At 67.8% G+C, this 14,006-nt stretch carries 12 protein-coding genes; 4 read left to right on the top strand and 8 right to left on the bottom strand.

Going from position 1 to position 14,006, the window contains the following annotated elements:
* Positions 1-9 precede the first annotated feature (9 nt).
* Both M9980_RS14155 and M9980_RS14150 read right to left on the bottom strand, forming a co-directional pair.
* Positions 10-615 (bottom strand): hypothetical protein, encoded by a 606-nt coding sequence (locus M9980_RS14155; protein WP_250752056.1) that lies wholly within the window; start codon positions 613-615, stop codon positions 10-12.
* Positions 612-2,702, bottom strand: coding sequence for a M3 family metallopeptidase (locus tag M9980_RS14150; protein ID WP_250752054.1), 2,091 nt, complete (start codon positions 2,700-2,702; stop codon positions 612-614). The genes M9980_RS14155 and M9980_RS14150 overlap by 4 nt, the downstream gene beginning before the upstream one ends.
* Before the next feature lie 199 nt (positions 2,703-2,901).
* Between M9980_RS14150 and M9980_RS14145 the strand changes: the two genes are divergently transcribed.
* The 4 genes from M9980_RS14145 to dinB are packed head-to-tail and all read left to right on the top strand — an operon-like array spanning position 2,902 to position 10,185.
* Positions 2,902-3,645, top strand: a complete 744-nt coding sequence (locus M9980_RS14145) for an ImuA family protein (protein WP_250752053.1) — start codon at positions 2,902-2,904, stop codon at positions 3,643-3,645.
* Positions 3,566-5,794: a DUF6504 family protein gene (locus tag M9980_RS14140; protein WP_250752050.1), complete on the top strand. Its 2,229-nt coding sequence runs from the start codon at positions 3,566-3,568 to the stop codon at positions 5,792-5,794. The genes M9980_RS14145 and M9980_RS14140 overlap by 80 nt, the downstream gene beginning before the upstream one ends.
* A complete protein-coding gene (locus M9980_RS14135) occupies positions 5,791-9,072 on the top strand; it encodes an error-prone DNA polymerase (RefSeq protein ID WP_250754993.1) in 3,282 nt (1,093 codons plus the stop codon). Before M9980_RS14140 ends, M9980_RS14135 begins: the two co-directional genes overlap by 4 nt.
* A 30-nt stretch (positions 9,073-9,102) precedes the next feature.
* Positions 9,103-10,185 (top strand): DNA polymerase IV, encoded by a 1,083-nt coding sequence (gene dinB / locus M9980_RS14130; RefSeq protein WP_250752048.1) that lies wholly within the window; start codon positions 9,103-9,105, stop codon positions 10,183-10,185.
* Here the strand turns inward: dinB and M9980_RS14125 are convergent.
* The 6 genes from M9980_RS14125 to M9980_RS14100 form a co-directional block, all read right to left on the bottom strand.
* Positions 10,182-10,658 carry a GNAT family N-acetyltransferase gene (locus M9980_RS14125; RefSeq protein WP_250752045.1) on the bottom strand — a complete coding sequence of 159 codons (477 nt, stop codon included), beginning with the start codon at positions 10,656-10,658 and terminating at the stop codon, positions 10,182-10,184. The genes dinB and M9980_RS14125 overlap by 4 nt on opposite strands.
* Positions 10,659-10,662: 4 nt before the next feature.
* Positions 10,663-11,364 (bottom strand): head GIN domain-containing protein, encoded by a 702-nt coding sequence (locus M9980_RS14120; protein ID WP_250752043.1) that lies wholly within the window; start codon positions 11,362-11,364, stop codon positions 10,663-10,665.
* Between the two features lie 40 nt (positions 11,365-11,404).
* On the bottom strand, positions 11,405-12,133 hold the full coding sequence (locus tag M9980_RS14115; protein WP_250752041.1) for a head GIN domain-containing protein: 729 nt from the start codon (positions 12,131-12,133) through the stop codon (positions 11,405-11,407).
* 373 nt (positions 12,134-12,506) lie between these two features.
* Positions 12,507-13,040 (bottom strand): CarD family transcriptional regulator, encoded by a 534-nt coding sequence (locus M9980_RS14110; protein WP_250754991.1) that lies wholly within the window; start codon positions 13,038-13,040, stop codon positions 12,507-12,509.
* A gap of 272 nt (positions 13,041-13,312) precedes the next feature.
* Positions 13,313-13,654, bottom strand: a complete 342-nt coding sequence (fdxA, locus tag M9980_RS14105) for a ferredoxin FdxA (protein ID WP_250752039.1) — start codon at positions 13,652-13,654, stop codon at positions 13,313-13,315.
* A 48-nt stretch (positions 13,655-13,702) separates the two neighbouring features.
* Complete coding sequence (locus tag M9980_RS14100) at positions 13,703-14,002, bottom strand: RNA-binding S4 domain-containing protein (RefSeq protein WP_250752036.1); 300 nt, start codon at positions 14,000-14,002, stop codon at positions 13,703-13,705.
* Positions 14,003-14,006 lie beyond the last annotated feature (4 nt).

Here is a 14,006-nt window from a genome sequence, read left to right as displayed (position 1 = left end):
GCAATCGGGTCAGTCGCCGACGCGCGGGCGCAGCGCGTAGCCCATCGAGCGATCGAATCGACGCCCGGTCAGCGCCAGCGTCTTTTCGACCAACGCCCGGAGTGCAGGGTCGAGCCGGTATTCATGCCGCATCACGATCGCATACCCCGCCGCAGTCCGATGCTCGATCGTCACGCTAGTGCCATCGAGCGGGTCGGGTGCCGGCGGGATCGGCGATGGCGGCAGCGGACGACCGAATTCGTCGGTCAGCCCGGAGTGATCCCGCGTCCGCGCGTCAAGCTGCGCCGCGCGAAGCACTGCCGCGAACGCCTTCTGTTCACGCTGCGGCACGCGGTGACGTTCGCGCAGCAAAACGGGATTGCGGGCATAATCGGCTTGTCGATCCGACAGGACCACCAACTCAAGGGTGGTGCGGCCCGACCGATCGCGATCGATCGAGACGATATGCCGCTGATCGAAACTGGGTCGGACGAATATCCGGTATCGCTCCCGATAGCCCTCCAGTGCTGCGACGGGGGCGATGTCGGGGAGGCCGATGGCGCGCAGGAACGGCGCCTGCTGCGCACCGACCACGCCGGGCGTGGCGAGTGCGAGCAGGATCGCCGCGCGTCTCACTGCGTCGGAAAACCCCGGCGCCGGAACAGCGCATTGACGTCCGGATCACGCCCGCGGAACGCGCGATACGCTGCCTTGCGGTCGGTTTCGTTGCCGGTCGACAACAGGGTCGTGCGGAACCGGTCTGCGGTCGCCTTGTCCCAGACGTTGCCGGTTTCCTCGAACGCCGCCCAGGTGTCGGCGTCCATCGTTTCCGACCACAGGTAGCTGTAATAGCCCGCCGAATAGGCGTCGGACGAGAACAGATGCCCGAACTGCGGCAGGCGGTGGCGCATCACCATTTCGCGCGGCATCCCGATTTCGGCGAGCGCCTGCTTCTCGAACGCGGCGATGTCGGTGACCGGTACCTCGCGGTCGTGCAGCTTCATGTCGACGATCGCACTCGACAGATATTCGACCGTCTCGAACCCCTGGTTGAAGGTCGAGGATTTCTCGATCTTGTCGACCAGCGCCTGCGGCATCGGCTGACCCGCCGCATTCTTCGCATAGCGATCCAGCACGTCGCGGGTCAGCAGCCAGTTCTCGTTCACCTGGCTTGGATACTCCACGAAATCGCGCGGCGTGCCGGCGAGGCCCGGATAAGTCACGTTCTGCAACAGCGAATGGATCGCATGGCCGAATTCGTGGAAGGCGGTGGTCGCATCGTCCAGGCTGACCAAAGTCGGCTCGCCCTTGCCCCCCTTCGTGAAATTATTGTTGTTCGACGCCAGCACCGTGCGCGCGCCGCCCAGCGTCTGCTGCCCGCGATAGCGCGTCGCCCACGCGCCCGACCGCTTGCCCGCGCGGGCATAGGGATCGAAGTAGAAATAGCCGACATGTTTGCCGGTCTTGATATTCGTCACCTCGAAGGTGCGGACGTCGGGATTGAAGACGGGAATCACACCCGTATTCTCCTTGAACCCCAGGTCGTACAGCCGCCCCGCCGCGTAGAACGCGCCGTTCAGGATATTGCCGAGTTCGAGGTACGGTTTGATCTCGGTCTCATCCAGGTCGTACTTCGCCTTGCGAACCTTCTCGGCGTAGAAGCGATAGTCCCACGGCTCGATCGTGATGTTCGCCTTGTCGGCATCGGCGACCGCCTGCATGTCGGCGACCTCTTGGCGGACGCGCGCGACCGCGGCGGGCCACACGCGCATCATCAGGTTCATCGCATTGGCCGGCGTCTCCGCCATCGTGTCGTCCATGCGGAGGTAGGCGTGGTTCCTGAACCCCAGCAGTTTCGCGCGATCCTGACGCAGCTTCAGGATCTGCGCGATCGTCGCCTTGGTATCGTTGGCGCCGCCATTGTCGCCGCGGCCCACGAACGCCTTGAACACCCGCTCCCGTAGCGTGCGGTCGGTGGCGTAGGTCAGCACCGGCTGCACCGACGACCGGGTGTTCACGATCACCCATTTGCCGGCCAGTTTGCGCTCGTCCGCCGCCGCCTTCAGCGACGCCTTGAAGCTGGTCGGCAATCCGGCGAGCTGCGCCTCGTCGTCGATGACGATCCACGTCTCCTCATCGGCCAGCAGCTTGCGCCCGAAGTCGGTATAGGCGCTCGCCAGCTGCTGGTTGAGCGTCGACACCTGCGCCCGCTGCGCATCGGTCAGCAGCGCACCGCGGCGGACGTAGCTGCGGTACGTCCGCTCGACGAGGCGCAGTTGCTGCGCGTCGAGCTTCTGCGCAGCGCGGGTGTCGTACACCCGCTTGATCTTGGCAAACAGCAGCGGATCGAGCGAAATCTCGTCGTAGAAGGCGGCGAGCTTGGGGCTCAGCTGAGCGTCGAGCGCCTGCACCTCCTTCGTCGCGAGGTTCGACGTGTACACGCCCCACATCGACCCCACCCGGTCCATCGTGTCGCCGGCAAGTTGCAGCGGCACGATCACGGTCTGGAACGTCGGCATGCTGCGATTGTCGCGGATGGCGTGGATCTGCCGGCGGTACTCGGCCATCGCGACGTCGAACGCGGGCGGGAACATCGCCGGTGTCACCTTGTCCCACGGCGGTACGCCACCGTTCGGACCGGCCCAGGGCTTGGTCAGGATGCTCGCGTCGGCGGCGGGGGCGGCGACGGCGACGGGAGTTGAGGCGGTTTGCGCGGTGGCCATGACCGGAGAGGTCGTGGCGAGCAGGGCGAGCGTCAAGCGAAGGATCATGGCGAAACTGTAGCGGCGGCGCGGAACGGGTCCAGTGCCGTTGGCGACGCGGGGGATGCACGGAGACGCTTTCGGCTGGTCGCTGACTGGTTGACTCAGGGCTCGATTGGAACAGAATAGGAACATTCTGGTTTTCCGAGTCGTGCCCCACGTGTCCAATCCCGCCGTCCTTGCCGAACTGCGCGCGCAATTGAGCGCGATCGAGGGGGGCGGATTCCGCCGCCGCCCGGCGCTGCCGTTCGGGGTCGATGCGCTCGACGACACGCTGGCGACGGCGGGGCTGCGGCTGGATGCGCTGCATGAAGTCGCGGGCGCATCGCCGTCGATGGGCGACGATGCCGCGACGACATTGTTCCTCGCTGGCATCGCCGCGCGCGCGTGGGGCCCGGTGCTGTGGGTGGTGCGCCGCCGTGACCTGTTCGCGCCCGGATTGGCGCAGGCCGGGCTGTCCGCCGCGCGCGTGATCTATGCAGAGGCGCAGGACGATGCCGACCTGCTCGGCATCATGGAGGAGGGGTTGCGCCACAAGGGGCTGGGCGCGGTGATCGGCGAGGCGAAGCGCGCCGGCCTTGCCGCCACGCGCCGGTTGCAGTTGGCGGCGGAAGGGGGTCGCACGATCGCGCTGCTGATGAAGCGCCACGGACGCACCGGCGATGATCCGCTGGGACCGCCATCGGCGGCGGTCACCCGCTGGCGCGTCGCCACCGCGCCGTCCGCACCGCTGCCTGTCGCCGGCATCGGCCGCGCGCGATGGCAGGTCGAGTTGGTGCGGCAAAAGGGCGGCGCACCCGGACACTGGACATTGGAGGCATGCGATGAAACGGGTCGCTGCGCTCTACCTGCCAAGCTGGTCGATCGATCGGTGGCGGGTAGCGGCGCGTCGCGCGCCGCGTAGCGCAGGCGCGTCGGAGCAAAGCTCGATGGCGCCGATGCGCGGCGAAGCCGTCGCAGCGCCCCGCCCGACCAGCGCGCACAGCGCGTCCGACGACGGCGCGGGCTTTGCCCGCGACGGAGCCGCTGTCGCGCGCGCCCAAGACGGAACCGAAGAGTCACACCTCCACCTCCCCTCCCCCCGCAACCCCGGCGCCCCATCCCGACACCTCGACGCGAGCCTCGCCACGCTCGCCACCCACGTCGCCGCTGAGCGCGCCACCGCCTGCTCGGTCCCGCGCGGCGGCGGCTGGCGCCCCGGCGCGCGCTGGGCGAAGGCCGAGGTGCAGGCCGCGATCGCCGCGCTACCCGCGCACCAGCGCCCGCCGATGCGCGAACTCGGCCGCCACAGCGAGGTCGCGGACCATCCCTTCAAGCGCCTGCGCGGCGATGATGGGGGTGCGGCAAATTCCTCCCCGGCACGGGGAGGTGGCGCGCGCAGCGCGACGGAGGGGGCGGGCCGCAACAGCTTGGCGTGCGGCGAGGCGGGGCTCTCATCAATCCTCCCCGGCACGGGGAGGGGAACCGCTCGCGAAGCGAGTGGTGGAGGGGGATCGCCGCGAGCGCACCGCCCGTTGCCCGCCCCCTCCACCAGCTGCGCTGCCCCCCCTCCCCGTGCCGGGGAGGATTCGCCACTCGTCCTCACCCACAAGATCGGCTCCCGCGTCGAGGTCGCCGCCGCCTGCGAACACGCCCGCGCGCTCGGCATCGTCCCCGGCATGGCGCTGACCCAGGCACGCGCGCAGACGCCGGGGCTGGTGGCGCGCGACGCCGATCATGCCGGCGACGCCGCCGATCTCGACCGGCTGGCGGTGGTGCTCGCGCGGCGGTTCGCGCCGATCGTCGCGATCGATGGCGCGGCGGGGTTGCTGATCGACATCACCGGCACCGAGCATCTCCACGGCGGGGAAGCGGCGATGGCGCGCAAGCTCGTCCGCCAACTGGCACGACGTGGCTATGCCGCGCGCGTCGCGATCGCCGACACGCCCGGCGCGGCGCACGCGCTGGCGCGTCACGGCGGGCAAGCGATTACGCTTTGCCATGACGCGGCAACCGCGCTTGCCCCCCTCCCCACACCCGCGCTGCGCATCGGCATGGCGGCGGTCGAGCTGCTGCGGCGGCTGGGCATCGATACCATCGGCCAGTTGGCGCAGGTCGCGCGCGGGCCGCTGGTGCGGCGTTTCGGCCCCGGCATCGTCGCGCGGCTGGACCAGGCGCTGGGGTGGCTGCCCGAGCCGCTGGTCCCCGTTATCCCTGCCGAGCCGATCGCGGTCGTACAGCGTTTCGCCGAGCCGATCGCGACGGCGGAGGCGATCGAACATTGGCTGGGGATGCTCGTGCCCCGCCTGACCGCAGAGCTCGCCACCGCCGGCCTCGGCGCGCGCCGGATCGAGGTGATCGCCGACCGCGTCGATACTATGGCGCAGCGCATCCGCATCGGCCTGGCTCGCCCCAGCCGCGATCCCGCACACATCCTGCGGCTGCTCGTGCGGCGGATCGGCGATGTCGAGCCGGGGTACGGCATCGACGCGATCACCCTCCACCTGCGCGCCGCCGACCGGCTGGGGCCGGAGGCGCTGGCGCCGGAACTGGCCGAGGAGGCAACGCCCGATCTGACGCCGTTGATCGACACGCTGGCAACGCGGGGCAGCGCGCTGTGGCGCCAGCAGCCGGTCGAAAGCGATGTACCCGAACGCAGCGTCGCGTCGGTCCCGCCGCTCGATCCGCCCGAGCGCCGGCAGCAGCCGTTGAAAGCAGACGACGTCCGCCGCCTCGACCTCACCGCGCCGCTCCACCCCTGGCACCCGCGCTGGCCGCGCCCGGTGCGCCTGCTCGCGCGGCCCGAGAGGCTCGACAATGTCATGGCGCTGATGCCCGATGGCGCCCCGCGCCGCTTCGTCTGGCGCGGTCACGGCTATACCGTCGCCCGCGCCGACGGCCCGGAACGCATCGCCGGCGAATGGTGGAGCCGATCGGGCGAGCGCCACGCCGTGCGCGATTATTTCCAGGTCGAGGACGACGCCGGCACTCGCTTCTGGCTCTACCGCCGCGGCGACGGCGAACGCAGCGTCACCGGCGACCTCGCCTGGTTCCTGCACGGCTGGTTCGGGTGACCTACAGCGAACTTCAGGTGACGACCCACTTCAGCTTCCTGCGCGGCGCATCGTCGTGCGAGGAGCTGTTCGGCGCGGCATCGGTCGCGGGCATGCCGGCGCTGGGCATCACCGATCGCAATTCGGTGGCGGGCATCGTCCGGGCGCTGGTCGCGGCGGAACAGGTGTCGAAACAGGGGCCGCCGGTGCGGCTGGTCGTCGGATGCCGGCTGGATCTGGTCGATGGCGCGTCGGTGCTGGTGTGGCCGGAGGATCTGCGTGGCTGGAGCCGGCTCACGACGCTGCTGACCCTCGGCAAATCCCGCGCCAATATAAAACGGGGTGAGAAAGGGCGTTGTTTTCTGCACTGGGAAGATGTGGCCGCGCACGCAGATGGGCTGGTCGCGGCCTTGGTGACCAATAATGGTCTGGATATCCGCGCCTTTGCATGGATGGCCGACATATTCGGTTCCGACCGCGGGCATGTATGCCTGACATATCACCGGCGTCCCGGCGATGCGATGCGGCTTCACCAGATTGCGCAACGCGCACGCGCTTATGGCCTTACCCCACTCGCAACGGGGGACGTCCTCTATCATCATCCCGATCGTCGGATGTTGCAGGACGTCGTGACGGCAATCAGGGAGAAATGCACGATCGACGACCTTGGCCTGCGCAGCGAGCGCAGCTTGGATCGTCACATGAAGCCCCCGGAGGAAATGGCGCGGCGCTTTGCCGACCATCCCGGTGCCCTCGCCGCAGTCGAACGAATCGTGGAACGATGCAATTTTTCGCTGCGCCAGCTACGGTACCAATATCCCGACGAGATCGTCATGACCGGTCGATCACCCCAGGACGCGCTGGCTCATCTCGCTCAATCTGCGCTCGATCGCATGTTCGAAGGCACGCCGCCAAAGCCCTACCAGGATCTGCTCGAGCATGAACTGCGCCTCGTCGGTCAGATGGGCTATGCTGCCTATTTCCTGACGGTGAACTCCATCGTCAGCTTTGCCCGAAGTGCAAAGATACTTTGTCAGGGTCGGGGATCGGCAGCCAATTCGATTATTTGCTATGCCTTGGGCATCACATCGATCGACCCGATCGAACGTGGACTGCTGTTCGATCGCTTCATCTCCACCGAGCGCCATGAACCACCCGACATCGATGTCGATTTCGAACACGAACGCCGCGAAGAAGTCATCCAGTGGATTTATGAAACCTATGGTCACAGCCATGCTGCGTTGACCGCAGTGGTCAGCCGCTTTCGTGCTCGCGGTAGCGTGCGCGAGGTCGGCAAGGTGCTGGGGCTGTCTGAAGACATGACGGCAGCATTGGCCAGTCAAGTGTGGGGCTGGTCAGTTGAAGGGGTGAAGGACGCCCATGTCGATCAATTGAATTTTGATCGCGACGATCCACGCTTGGCACTTACGCTGGAGCTTGCGCGCGACCTGATTGGTACGCCGCGTCATCTGTCACAGCATCCCGGCGGTTTTGTACTGACGCGCGACCGGCTCGATACGCTGGTACCGGTCGAACCGGCCGCGATGCCCGAACGCTGGGTAGTCGAATGGGAAAAGATCGATATCGAAGAACTGGGTTTCATGAAGGTGGACATCCTCGGCCTCGGGATGCTGGGCTGCATGCGCCGTGCGTTCGGCCTGATGGCTGAGCACAAAGGTCAGGAGATGACACTCGCCAGTGACGAGTTGCAGTCTGACGATCCAAAGACCTTCGCGATGATCCAGAAGGCGGACACGCTGGGCGTCTTTCAGATCGAGAGCCGCGCGCAGATGTCGATGCTGCCACGGATGAAGCCGAAGGAATTCTACGATCTGGTGATCCAGGTCGCGATTGTGCGGCCGGGACCGATCCAGGGCGACATGGTGCATCCGTATCTGAAGCGGCGCGAGAATCCGGGAGCGGTCGAGTACCCCAGCCCTGCCCTTGAAAATGTGCTCAAGAAGACGCTCGGCGTACCACTGTTCCAGGAACAGGCGATGCAGGTCGCGATCATCGGTGCGGGCTTTACGGGGGGCGAGGCCGATCGCCTGCGGCGGGCAATGGCGACGTTCAAGATGACCGGCGGGGTGGGCGAATTCCGCGAAAAACTGATCACAGGCATGCTCGGCAACGGCATCACCCCCGCGTTCGCCGAGCGGCTGGTCAAGCAAATCGAGGGATTCGGCAGCTACGGCTTCCCCGAAAGCCACGCCGCGTCCTTCGCGAAGATCGCCTATGCCTCGTGCTGGATGAAGTGCCACCATCCCGACATCTTCTGCGCGGCCCTGCTCAACGCCCAGCCGATGGGCTTCTACGCCCCCGCCCAGATCGTCCGCGATGCGCGCGAACACGGCGTGGTGATCGAGGCGGTGTGCGTAAACGGCAGCGAGTGGGACACGATCGTTCTGTCTGAAAACCCTCTCCCCGAGGGGAGAGGGCTTTTGCCGCTGCGTCTCGGCATGAAGATCGTCGCCGGCCTCGCGCAGAACGATGCCGACGCCATCCTCGCCGCGCGTCGCTCCGGGCCGTTCGCGTCGATCCCCGACGTCTGGCGGCGCTCGCGCGTGAAGCCCGCCGCGCTTGAGCGGCTGGCGCGTGCCGATGCGTTCCGCTGTTTCGGGCATGACCGGCGCCAGGCGTTGTGGGCGGTGAAGGCCTTGGGCGAAAAGCCGCTGCCGCTGCTGGAAATGATGGAAGTGCGCGAGCCCGCGGTCGCGCTGACCCCGATGACCGAGGGGCGCGAGGTAGTCGAGGATTACCGATCGACGCAATTGTCACTGCGCGCGCATCCGCTGGCGTTCCTGCGCGAGCGGCTGGCGGCGGGCGGGATATTGCCGGCGGCGGCGCTGCCGCGCGTGCAGGAAGGGCGCAAGGTCGAGGTCGCCGGCGTCATCCTGGTCCGCCAGAAGCCGGGATCGGCCAAGGGCGTGCTATTCATCACCATCGAGGACGAAACCGGCGTCGCGCAGGGTATCCTTTGGCCCGACCGGTTCGAGGCGCAGCGCCGCACCGTCATGTCGGCGTCGATGATCGGCATCCAGGGGAGCGTGCAGAAGGAAGGCCAGGTGATCCACATCATCGCCGACCGCATCGTCGATTACAGCTGGATGCTGCGCGAAATCGGCGACGTCGACCTGCCGCGGCTGACGACGCGCGGCGACGGTGCGACCCACAGCGGTGCGCCCGACCGCGGCGATGCGGAGTGGCGACCGAAGGTACGGTCGGACTATCATGCGCCATTCCGCGAGGGCGTGGATCCGGAAGACGCGATCCGCATCCGATCGCGCGATTTCCATTGACGCCCGCGCCTGCGTTATGACCCGTCGCCCATGACTTCGCCCGCCCCGCGCAAGATCATCCACATCGACATGGACGCCTTCTTCGCGTCGGTGGAGCAGCGCGACGATCCGTCGTTGCGCGGGCTGCCGGTGGCGGTCGGCGGGCGCGCTGCGAGGGGGGTAGTGGCGGCGGCATCGTATGAAGCGCGGGCGTTCGGCGTGCGCTCCGCCCTCCCCTCGGTCACGGCGCTGCGGCGCTGTCCCGACCTGGTGTTCGTGAAGCCGCGGTTCGAGGTGTACAAGGCGGTGTCGCGGCAGATCCATGCGATCTTCGCCGAGTTCACGCCGCTGATACAGCCGCTGTCGCTGGACGAGGCGTATCTGGACGTCACCGCGAACCTGGCCGGACTGCCCACCGCCTGGGCGACCGCGAAGGCGATCCGGGCGCGCATCCGCGAGGAAACCGGGCTCACCGCGTCGGCGGGGATCAGCTACAACAAGTTCCTGGCAAAGCTCGCCTCCGACCACCGCAAGCCCGACGGGCAGTTCGCGGTGACGCCCGACATGGGCGCGGCCTGGGTCGAGACGCTGCCGGTGGCGCGGTTCCACGGGGTCGGGCCGGTCACCGCGCGCAAGATGGAGCGGCTGGGCATCGTCACCGGTGCGGACCTGCGCGCGCAGTCGATCGACTTCCTGCGCGCCAATTTCGGCAGCGCCGCCGACTGGTATTTCCACATCGCCCGCGGCGAGGACGATCGACCGGTCAATCCCGATCGGGTGCGCAAGTCGTCGGGGTCGGAAACGACGTTCCACCACGACCTGACCGAGGATGAGGAGATCGAGGCGGGGGTGCAGCGCATGGCCGACGACGTCTGGGCGTGGTGCGCAAAGGCGCAGGCGTTCGGGCGAACCGTGACGGTCAAGGTCAAGTACGGCGACTTCCAGCAGATCACCCGCAGCCAGACGGTGGCGGGCGCGATCGACAGCCATGCGGCGCTGAGCGAGACTGCGCGGGCGCTGATCCGGTCGGTGCTGCCGACGCCCAAGGGCATCCGGCTGGTCGGGGTGACCGTGTCCAACTTCCCCGCGGCAGAGGGCGCCACCCTGCCCCTGTTCGAGGCTCGTCAGTCCTAGCCCCGATAGCGCATCGCGACGTCGCAGCGTTCGTAGCGCGACCCGTATTCCGTCATGATTTCAGCATCATGGACGAAGCCGGCGCGTTCGTAGAGATGGATTGCCGCCGCACTCCTGCGGTTGCTGAGCAGGTATAGCGTCTCCGCGCCAAGCACCTTGGCCCGCGCGATCGCAGCGTCGAGCAGGGCCGCGCCGACGCCCCGCCCGCGCGCCGATTCGAGCACGCCCATCTTGGTCAGCTCGAACCGGCCCGGTGCGGTGCGTTGCAGGGCACAGGTGCCGACGATGCCGAGATCGGCATCCTCCACGAACAGAATCGCCCCGCCGCGATCGACGATGCGCGCGCGGGGATGGTCGAGCACGTCGCGGTCGGTCGGCTCGATCCGATACATCGCCCCGATCCATTCGGCGTTGATCCGCGCGAAATGCGGGGCCAGCGCGTCGCTGAAATCGTGGATGACGAGGCCGCCCATATCGCTACCGCGCCGCCCCGCACGACACCGGCGCCGATCCGCGCACGGTGCAGGACGGCGTGCCGGCGACGGTCACGCTGCCCTGACCATCGGCGGCGATATTGGCGGTGTCGCGCGCGGCATAGCGCCCGTCGCCCGATCCCTGCGCAGCGACCGTCAGCGCGCTTACGTCGAGCGCGCCGGCGTCGATCGTCGCGGGACCGTTCGACCGGAACCGCGCCCGCAGTGCCTGGCCCCCGACCGTCAGCGCGCCCGATCCGATCACCGTCGCCTCGACCAGGTCGGCACGGATCGCCGCCACGGTCAGGCTGCCCGCGCCCGATACGCCGACATCGACGCGCTGGCCCGACAGGCGATCGATCGTCATCCGCCCGTTGCCCAGCACGGTCGCGGCGCGCAGCATCGGTCCGCGCACCCGCACCACCGGCAGCGTCTTTGCCGCCCCCGGATAGCCGCCCCAGCCGTTGACGCCGGGCGAGATGACCAGCGTCCGCCCATCGACCCGCACCGCCAGGCGATCGAGCGCGCGGGCATCGCCCTCCGCGCTTACCGACGCGCTGGGCGCATCGCCGACGATCACCTCGAACGGCCCCTCGACCCGGATGCGGTCGAAGTCGGAGAACATGTAGCTGCGCTCGTCGGCCCGGGCCGGGGCGGCCGTCAGGACGAGAGGCACGGCGAGCAAGCGGAGCGGGAAGCGCGACATGGCCGTCACGCTCGCATCCCCGCCCCGCCCGCGCAAGCCGTCAGCCGCAGCGGACCTCGCCCGACCCCATCTTGTTGATCTTGCACCGCGCGCCCTGCCCCAGCGTCACGTCGCCCGATCCCATCAGGTCGATCGAGGCGTCACCGGTCACGTCGGCGGTGACGTTGCCGGAGCCCGCGATCGAGATGTCGGCGCTGTCCGCACGCAACCCCTTGGCATCGACGTCGCCCGACCCGGCGATCGATACCGACAGCGCGCGCACCTGCCCCGCGGCGCGGATCCCGCCCGAGCCGGCGATATCGAGCTTCGCGGAATTTGCCGCCAGTTGCCCGACACTCAGGTCGCCCGACCCGGCGAGTTCGCCGCGAAAGTCGCCGCCCGACACCTTGTCGACCTTCAGATTGCCCGATCCCGCAAGGCTGGCGAGCGCGATCGCGGGCATCGTGACGCGGACGGTGACGCCCTTGCCATCCTTGCCCCAGCCCCAGCCGTCGCCCTTGCGCCGCCCGACGTGCAGGGTCGAACCGTCCTTGCGGATGTCGAGCTTGTCGAGATCCTCCGAGCGACCATCGGCACGGACCGAGAAGGCCGGTCCGACGGTGACGTCGACATCGTCGAATCCGGCCAGTTCGACTCCGGTGAAGTCGGCGACCTGGAAGGTGCGGCTCGATCCGGCGCCGGTGCCGGCGACCTTCTCCCCCTTCGCCTCGTCGATCGTCCCGCAAGCGACCAGCGGCAATGCTGCCAGAACCCACAAAGACCGCATCATCCATCTCCCACCATGTGTATTGTTCTTATAATACACTCCGGGAGCACGCGCAAGCATTGCCGCGCGAAAGGGCCGTCAGAAGTGCCGAAAGTTCCGTGGAAAGGGTGCATATCGGAACCTTCGCCCACCGCCGACAGCGCGGCGAAGGGCCTGCGTGGCGCGAAGGGTGCGGAACGTCATGCGCCCACATAAGCATATCGCGGTGCGTGTAGCACAGCGCCGAGTTCGTGCACGGAGAGCGACCGGCAACCGACCTGTCCGGCAAGGGTTTTCGCGCGATCCGCCGGGTATCCGCCATCGCTTCCCGAGCGCCGAAACGCAGCGGGGCGACCGTTTCCGGCCGCCCCGCGTGCATTGCGACAGGTGCCGCCGCTTACGCGGGCAGCTTGTCCTTGGCGTAGGCAGGTGCCGCGACCTTCAGGATGTCGATGATCTTTTCGAGCGCCTTGGGCTCATCGACCTCTTCCATTGCCGCCAGCTCGCGGGCCAGGCGCGAGGCCGCCGCTTCGAAGATCTGGCGTTCGGAATAGCTCTGCTCGGGCTGGTCGTCGGGGCGGAACAGGTCGCGGACCACTTCGGCGATCGACACCAGATCGCCCGAATTGATCTTCGCCTCATATTCCTGCGCACGGCGCGACCACATGGTACGCTTCACCTTGGGCTTGCCCTTCAGCGTGTCGAGCGCCTCGCGCAGCGTCTTGTCCGACGACAGCTTGCGCATGCCGACGCTTTCGGCCTTGTTGGTCGGCACCCGGAGCGTCATGCGCTCCTTTTCGAAACGCAGCACGTACAGTTCCAGGCTGGTGCCCGCGATTTCCTGTTTCTGAAGCTCGATGACACGACCGACGCCGTGCTTGGGGTAAACGACATAATCGCCGACAACGAAGGACAGCGCCTTTGCAGCCATGTTGGGCAAACCTTTCATCTGGTTCGGCCCCGGGGAAAAGCGTATGCGCCATAGCAAATCGGACAGGCGCGCCGCGTCGGGGCAGATGGTCGAACGTCTCCGGATTCGGACAAGCGAGTCTTGCCGCCGTCCCGCCCCCTTTAACACGGCCGTAATAAAATTACCAGTGTTGCGTTGCAGCCTGGCCGCACGCAGGCGCCGTTCGCGCCATTTCGGGGCGCGCCGGGGACTTGCGGTGGAACAGGATCGCGCGCCGGAAGACGCGCGGTCGATCAGTCGCCCGAACCGGGCTCGGGCGAGAAATATTTGTCGAACTTGCCGTCCTCGCCCTTGTGCTCGTCGGCATCGGCGGGGGTCTGGTCGTTCTTGCGGGTGACGTTCGGCCACTGCGCGCTGAACGTCGTGTTGAGCTCCAGCCACTTCTCGAGCCCGTTCTCGGTGTCGGGCAGGATCGCCTCAGCCGGGCATTCGGGCTCGCACACGCCGCAGTCGATGCATTCGCTGGGGTTGATGACGAGCATGTTCTCGCCTTCGTAAAAGCAGTCGACGGGGCACACCTCGACGCAATCCATGTACTTGCAGCGAATGCAGGCATCGGTGACGACGTAGGTCATGGCAGGCTCCCTTGAATGGCCCTCAGCTATTCAGGGTTTGCGGGTGCGTCAATCGCCCGCGCTTTCCTGCGAGACGTTCTCAGCGGCGGGGCCGCCCGGCGGCGACAGGTCGGCGTAGCAGGCGCGCGCTTCGGGCGCGGGGCCGCGGCGGGTGGGCAGCGCGGCGATACGGATCACGCGGACATGGCCGTGAAGCGGGAAGGTGAGCGTGTCGCCGACGCGCACGCCCGCCGCCGCGCGATCGATGACGCGGCCGTTCAGGCGCAGGTGCCGCGCCTCCGCCACCCCTTGCGCCGCGCTGCGCGTCCGGGCGAGGCGGGCGTACCAGAGGAACTTGTCGAGCCGCATCGTG

The sequence above is a fragment of the Sphingomonas donggukensis genome (assembly GCF_023674425.1).
GTDB lineage: Bacteria > Pseudomonadota > Alphaproteobacteria > Sphingomonadales > Sphingomonadaceae > Sphingomonas > Sphingomonas donggukensis.
The sequence above is the reverse complement of the archived record's forward strand: the minus strand, read 5'-3'. Positions and strand labels throughout refer to the sequence as shown.

Coding starts and splice junctions, on each gene's coding strand:
- M9980_RS14100 (WP_250752036.1), bottom strand. CDS start 14,002: ATGCGGCTCGACAAGTTCCTCTGGTACGCCCGCCTCGCCCGGACGCGC.
- M9980_RS14120 (WP_250752043.1), bottom strand. CDS start 11,364: ATGTCGCGCTTCCCGCTCCGCTTGCTCGCCGTGCCTCTCGTCCTGACG.
- dinB (WP_250752048.1), top strand. CDS start 9,103: ATGACTTCGCCCGCCCCGCGCAAGATCATCCACATCGACATGGACGCC.
- M9980_RS14150 (WP_250752054.1), bottom strand. CDS start 2,702: ATGGCCACCGCGCAAACCGCCTCAACTCCCGTCGCCGTCGCCGCCCCC.
- M9980_RS14110 (WP_250754991.1), bottom strand. CDS start 13,040: ATGGCTGCAAAGGCGCTGTCCTTCGTTGTCGGCGATTATGTCGTTTAC.
- fdxA (WP_250752039.1), bottom strand. CDS start 13,654: ATGACCTACGTCGTCACCGATGCCTGCATTCGCTGCAAGTACATGGAT.
- M9980_RS14125 (WP_250752045.1), bottom strand. CDS start 10,658: ATGGGCGGCCTCGTCATCCACGATTTCAGCGACGCGCTGGCCCCGCAT.
- M9980_RS14140 (WP_250752050.1), top strand. CDS start 3,566: ATGAAACGGGTCGCTGCGCTCTACCTGCCAAGCTGGTCGATCGATCGG.
- M9980_RS14115 (WP_250752041.1), bottom strand. CDS start 12,133: ATGATGCGGTCTTTGTGGGTTCTGGCAGCATTGCCGCTGGTCGCTTGC.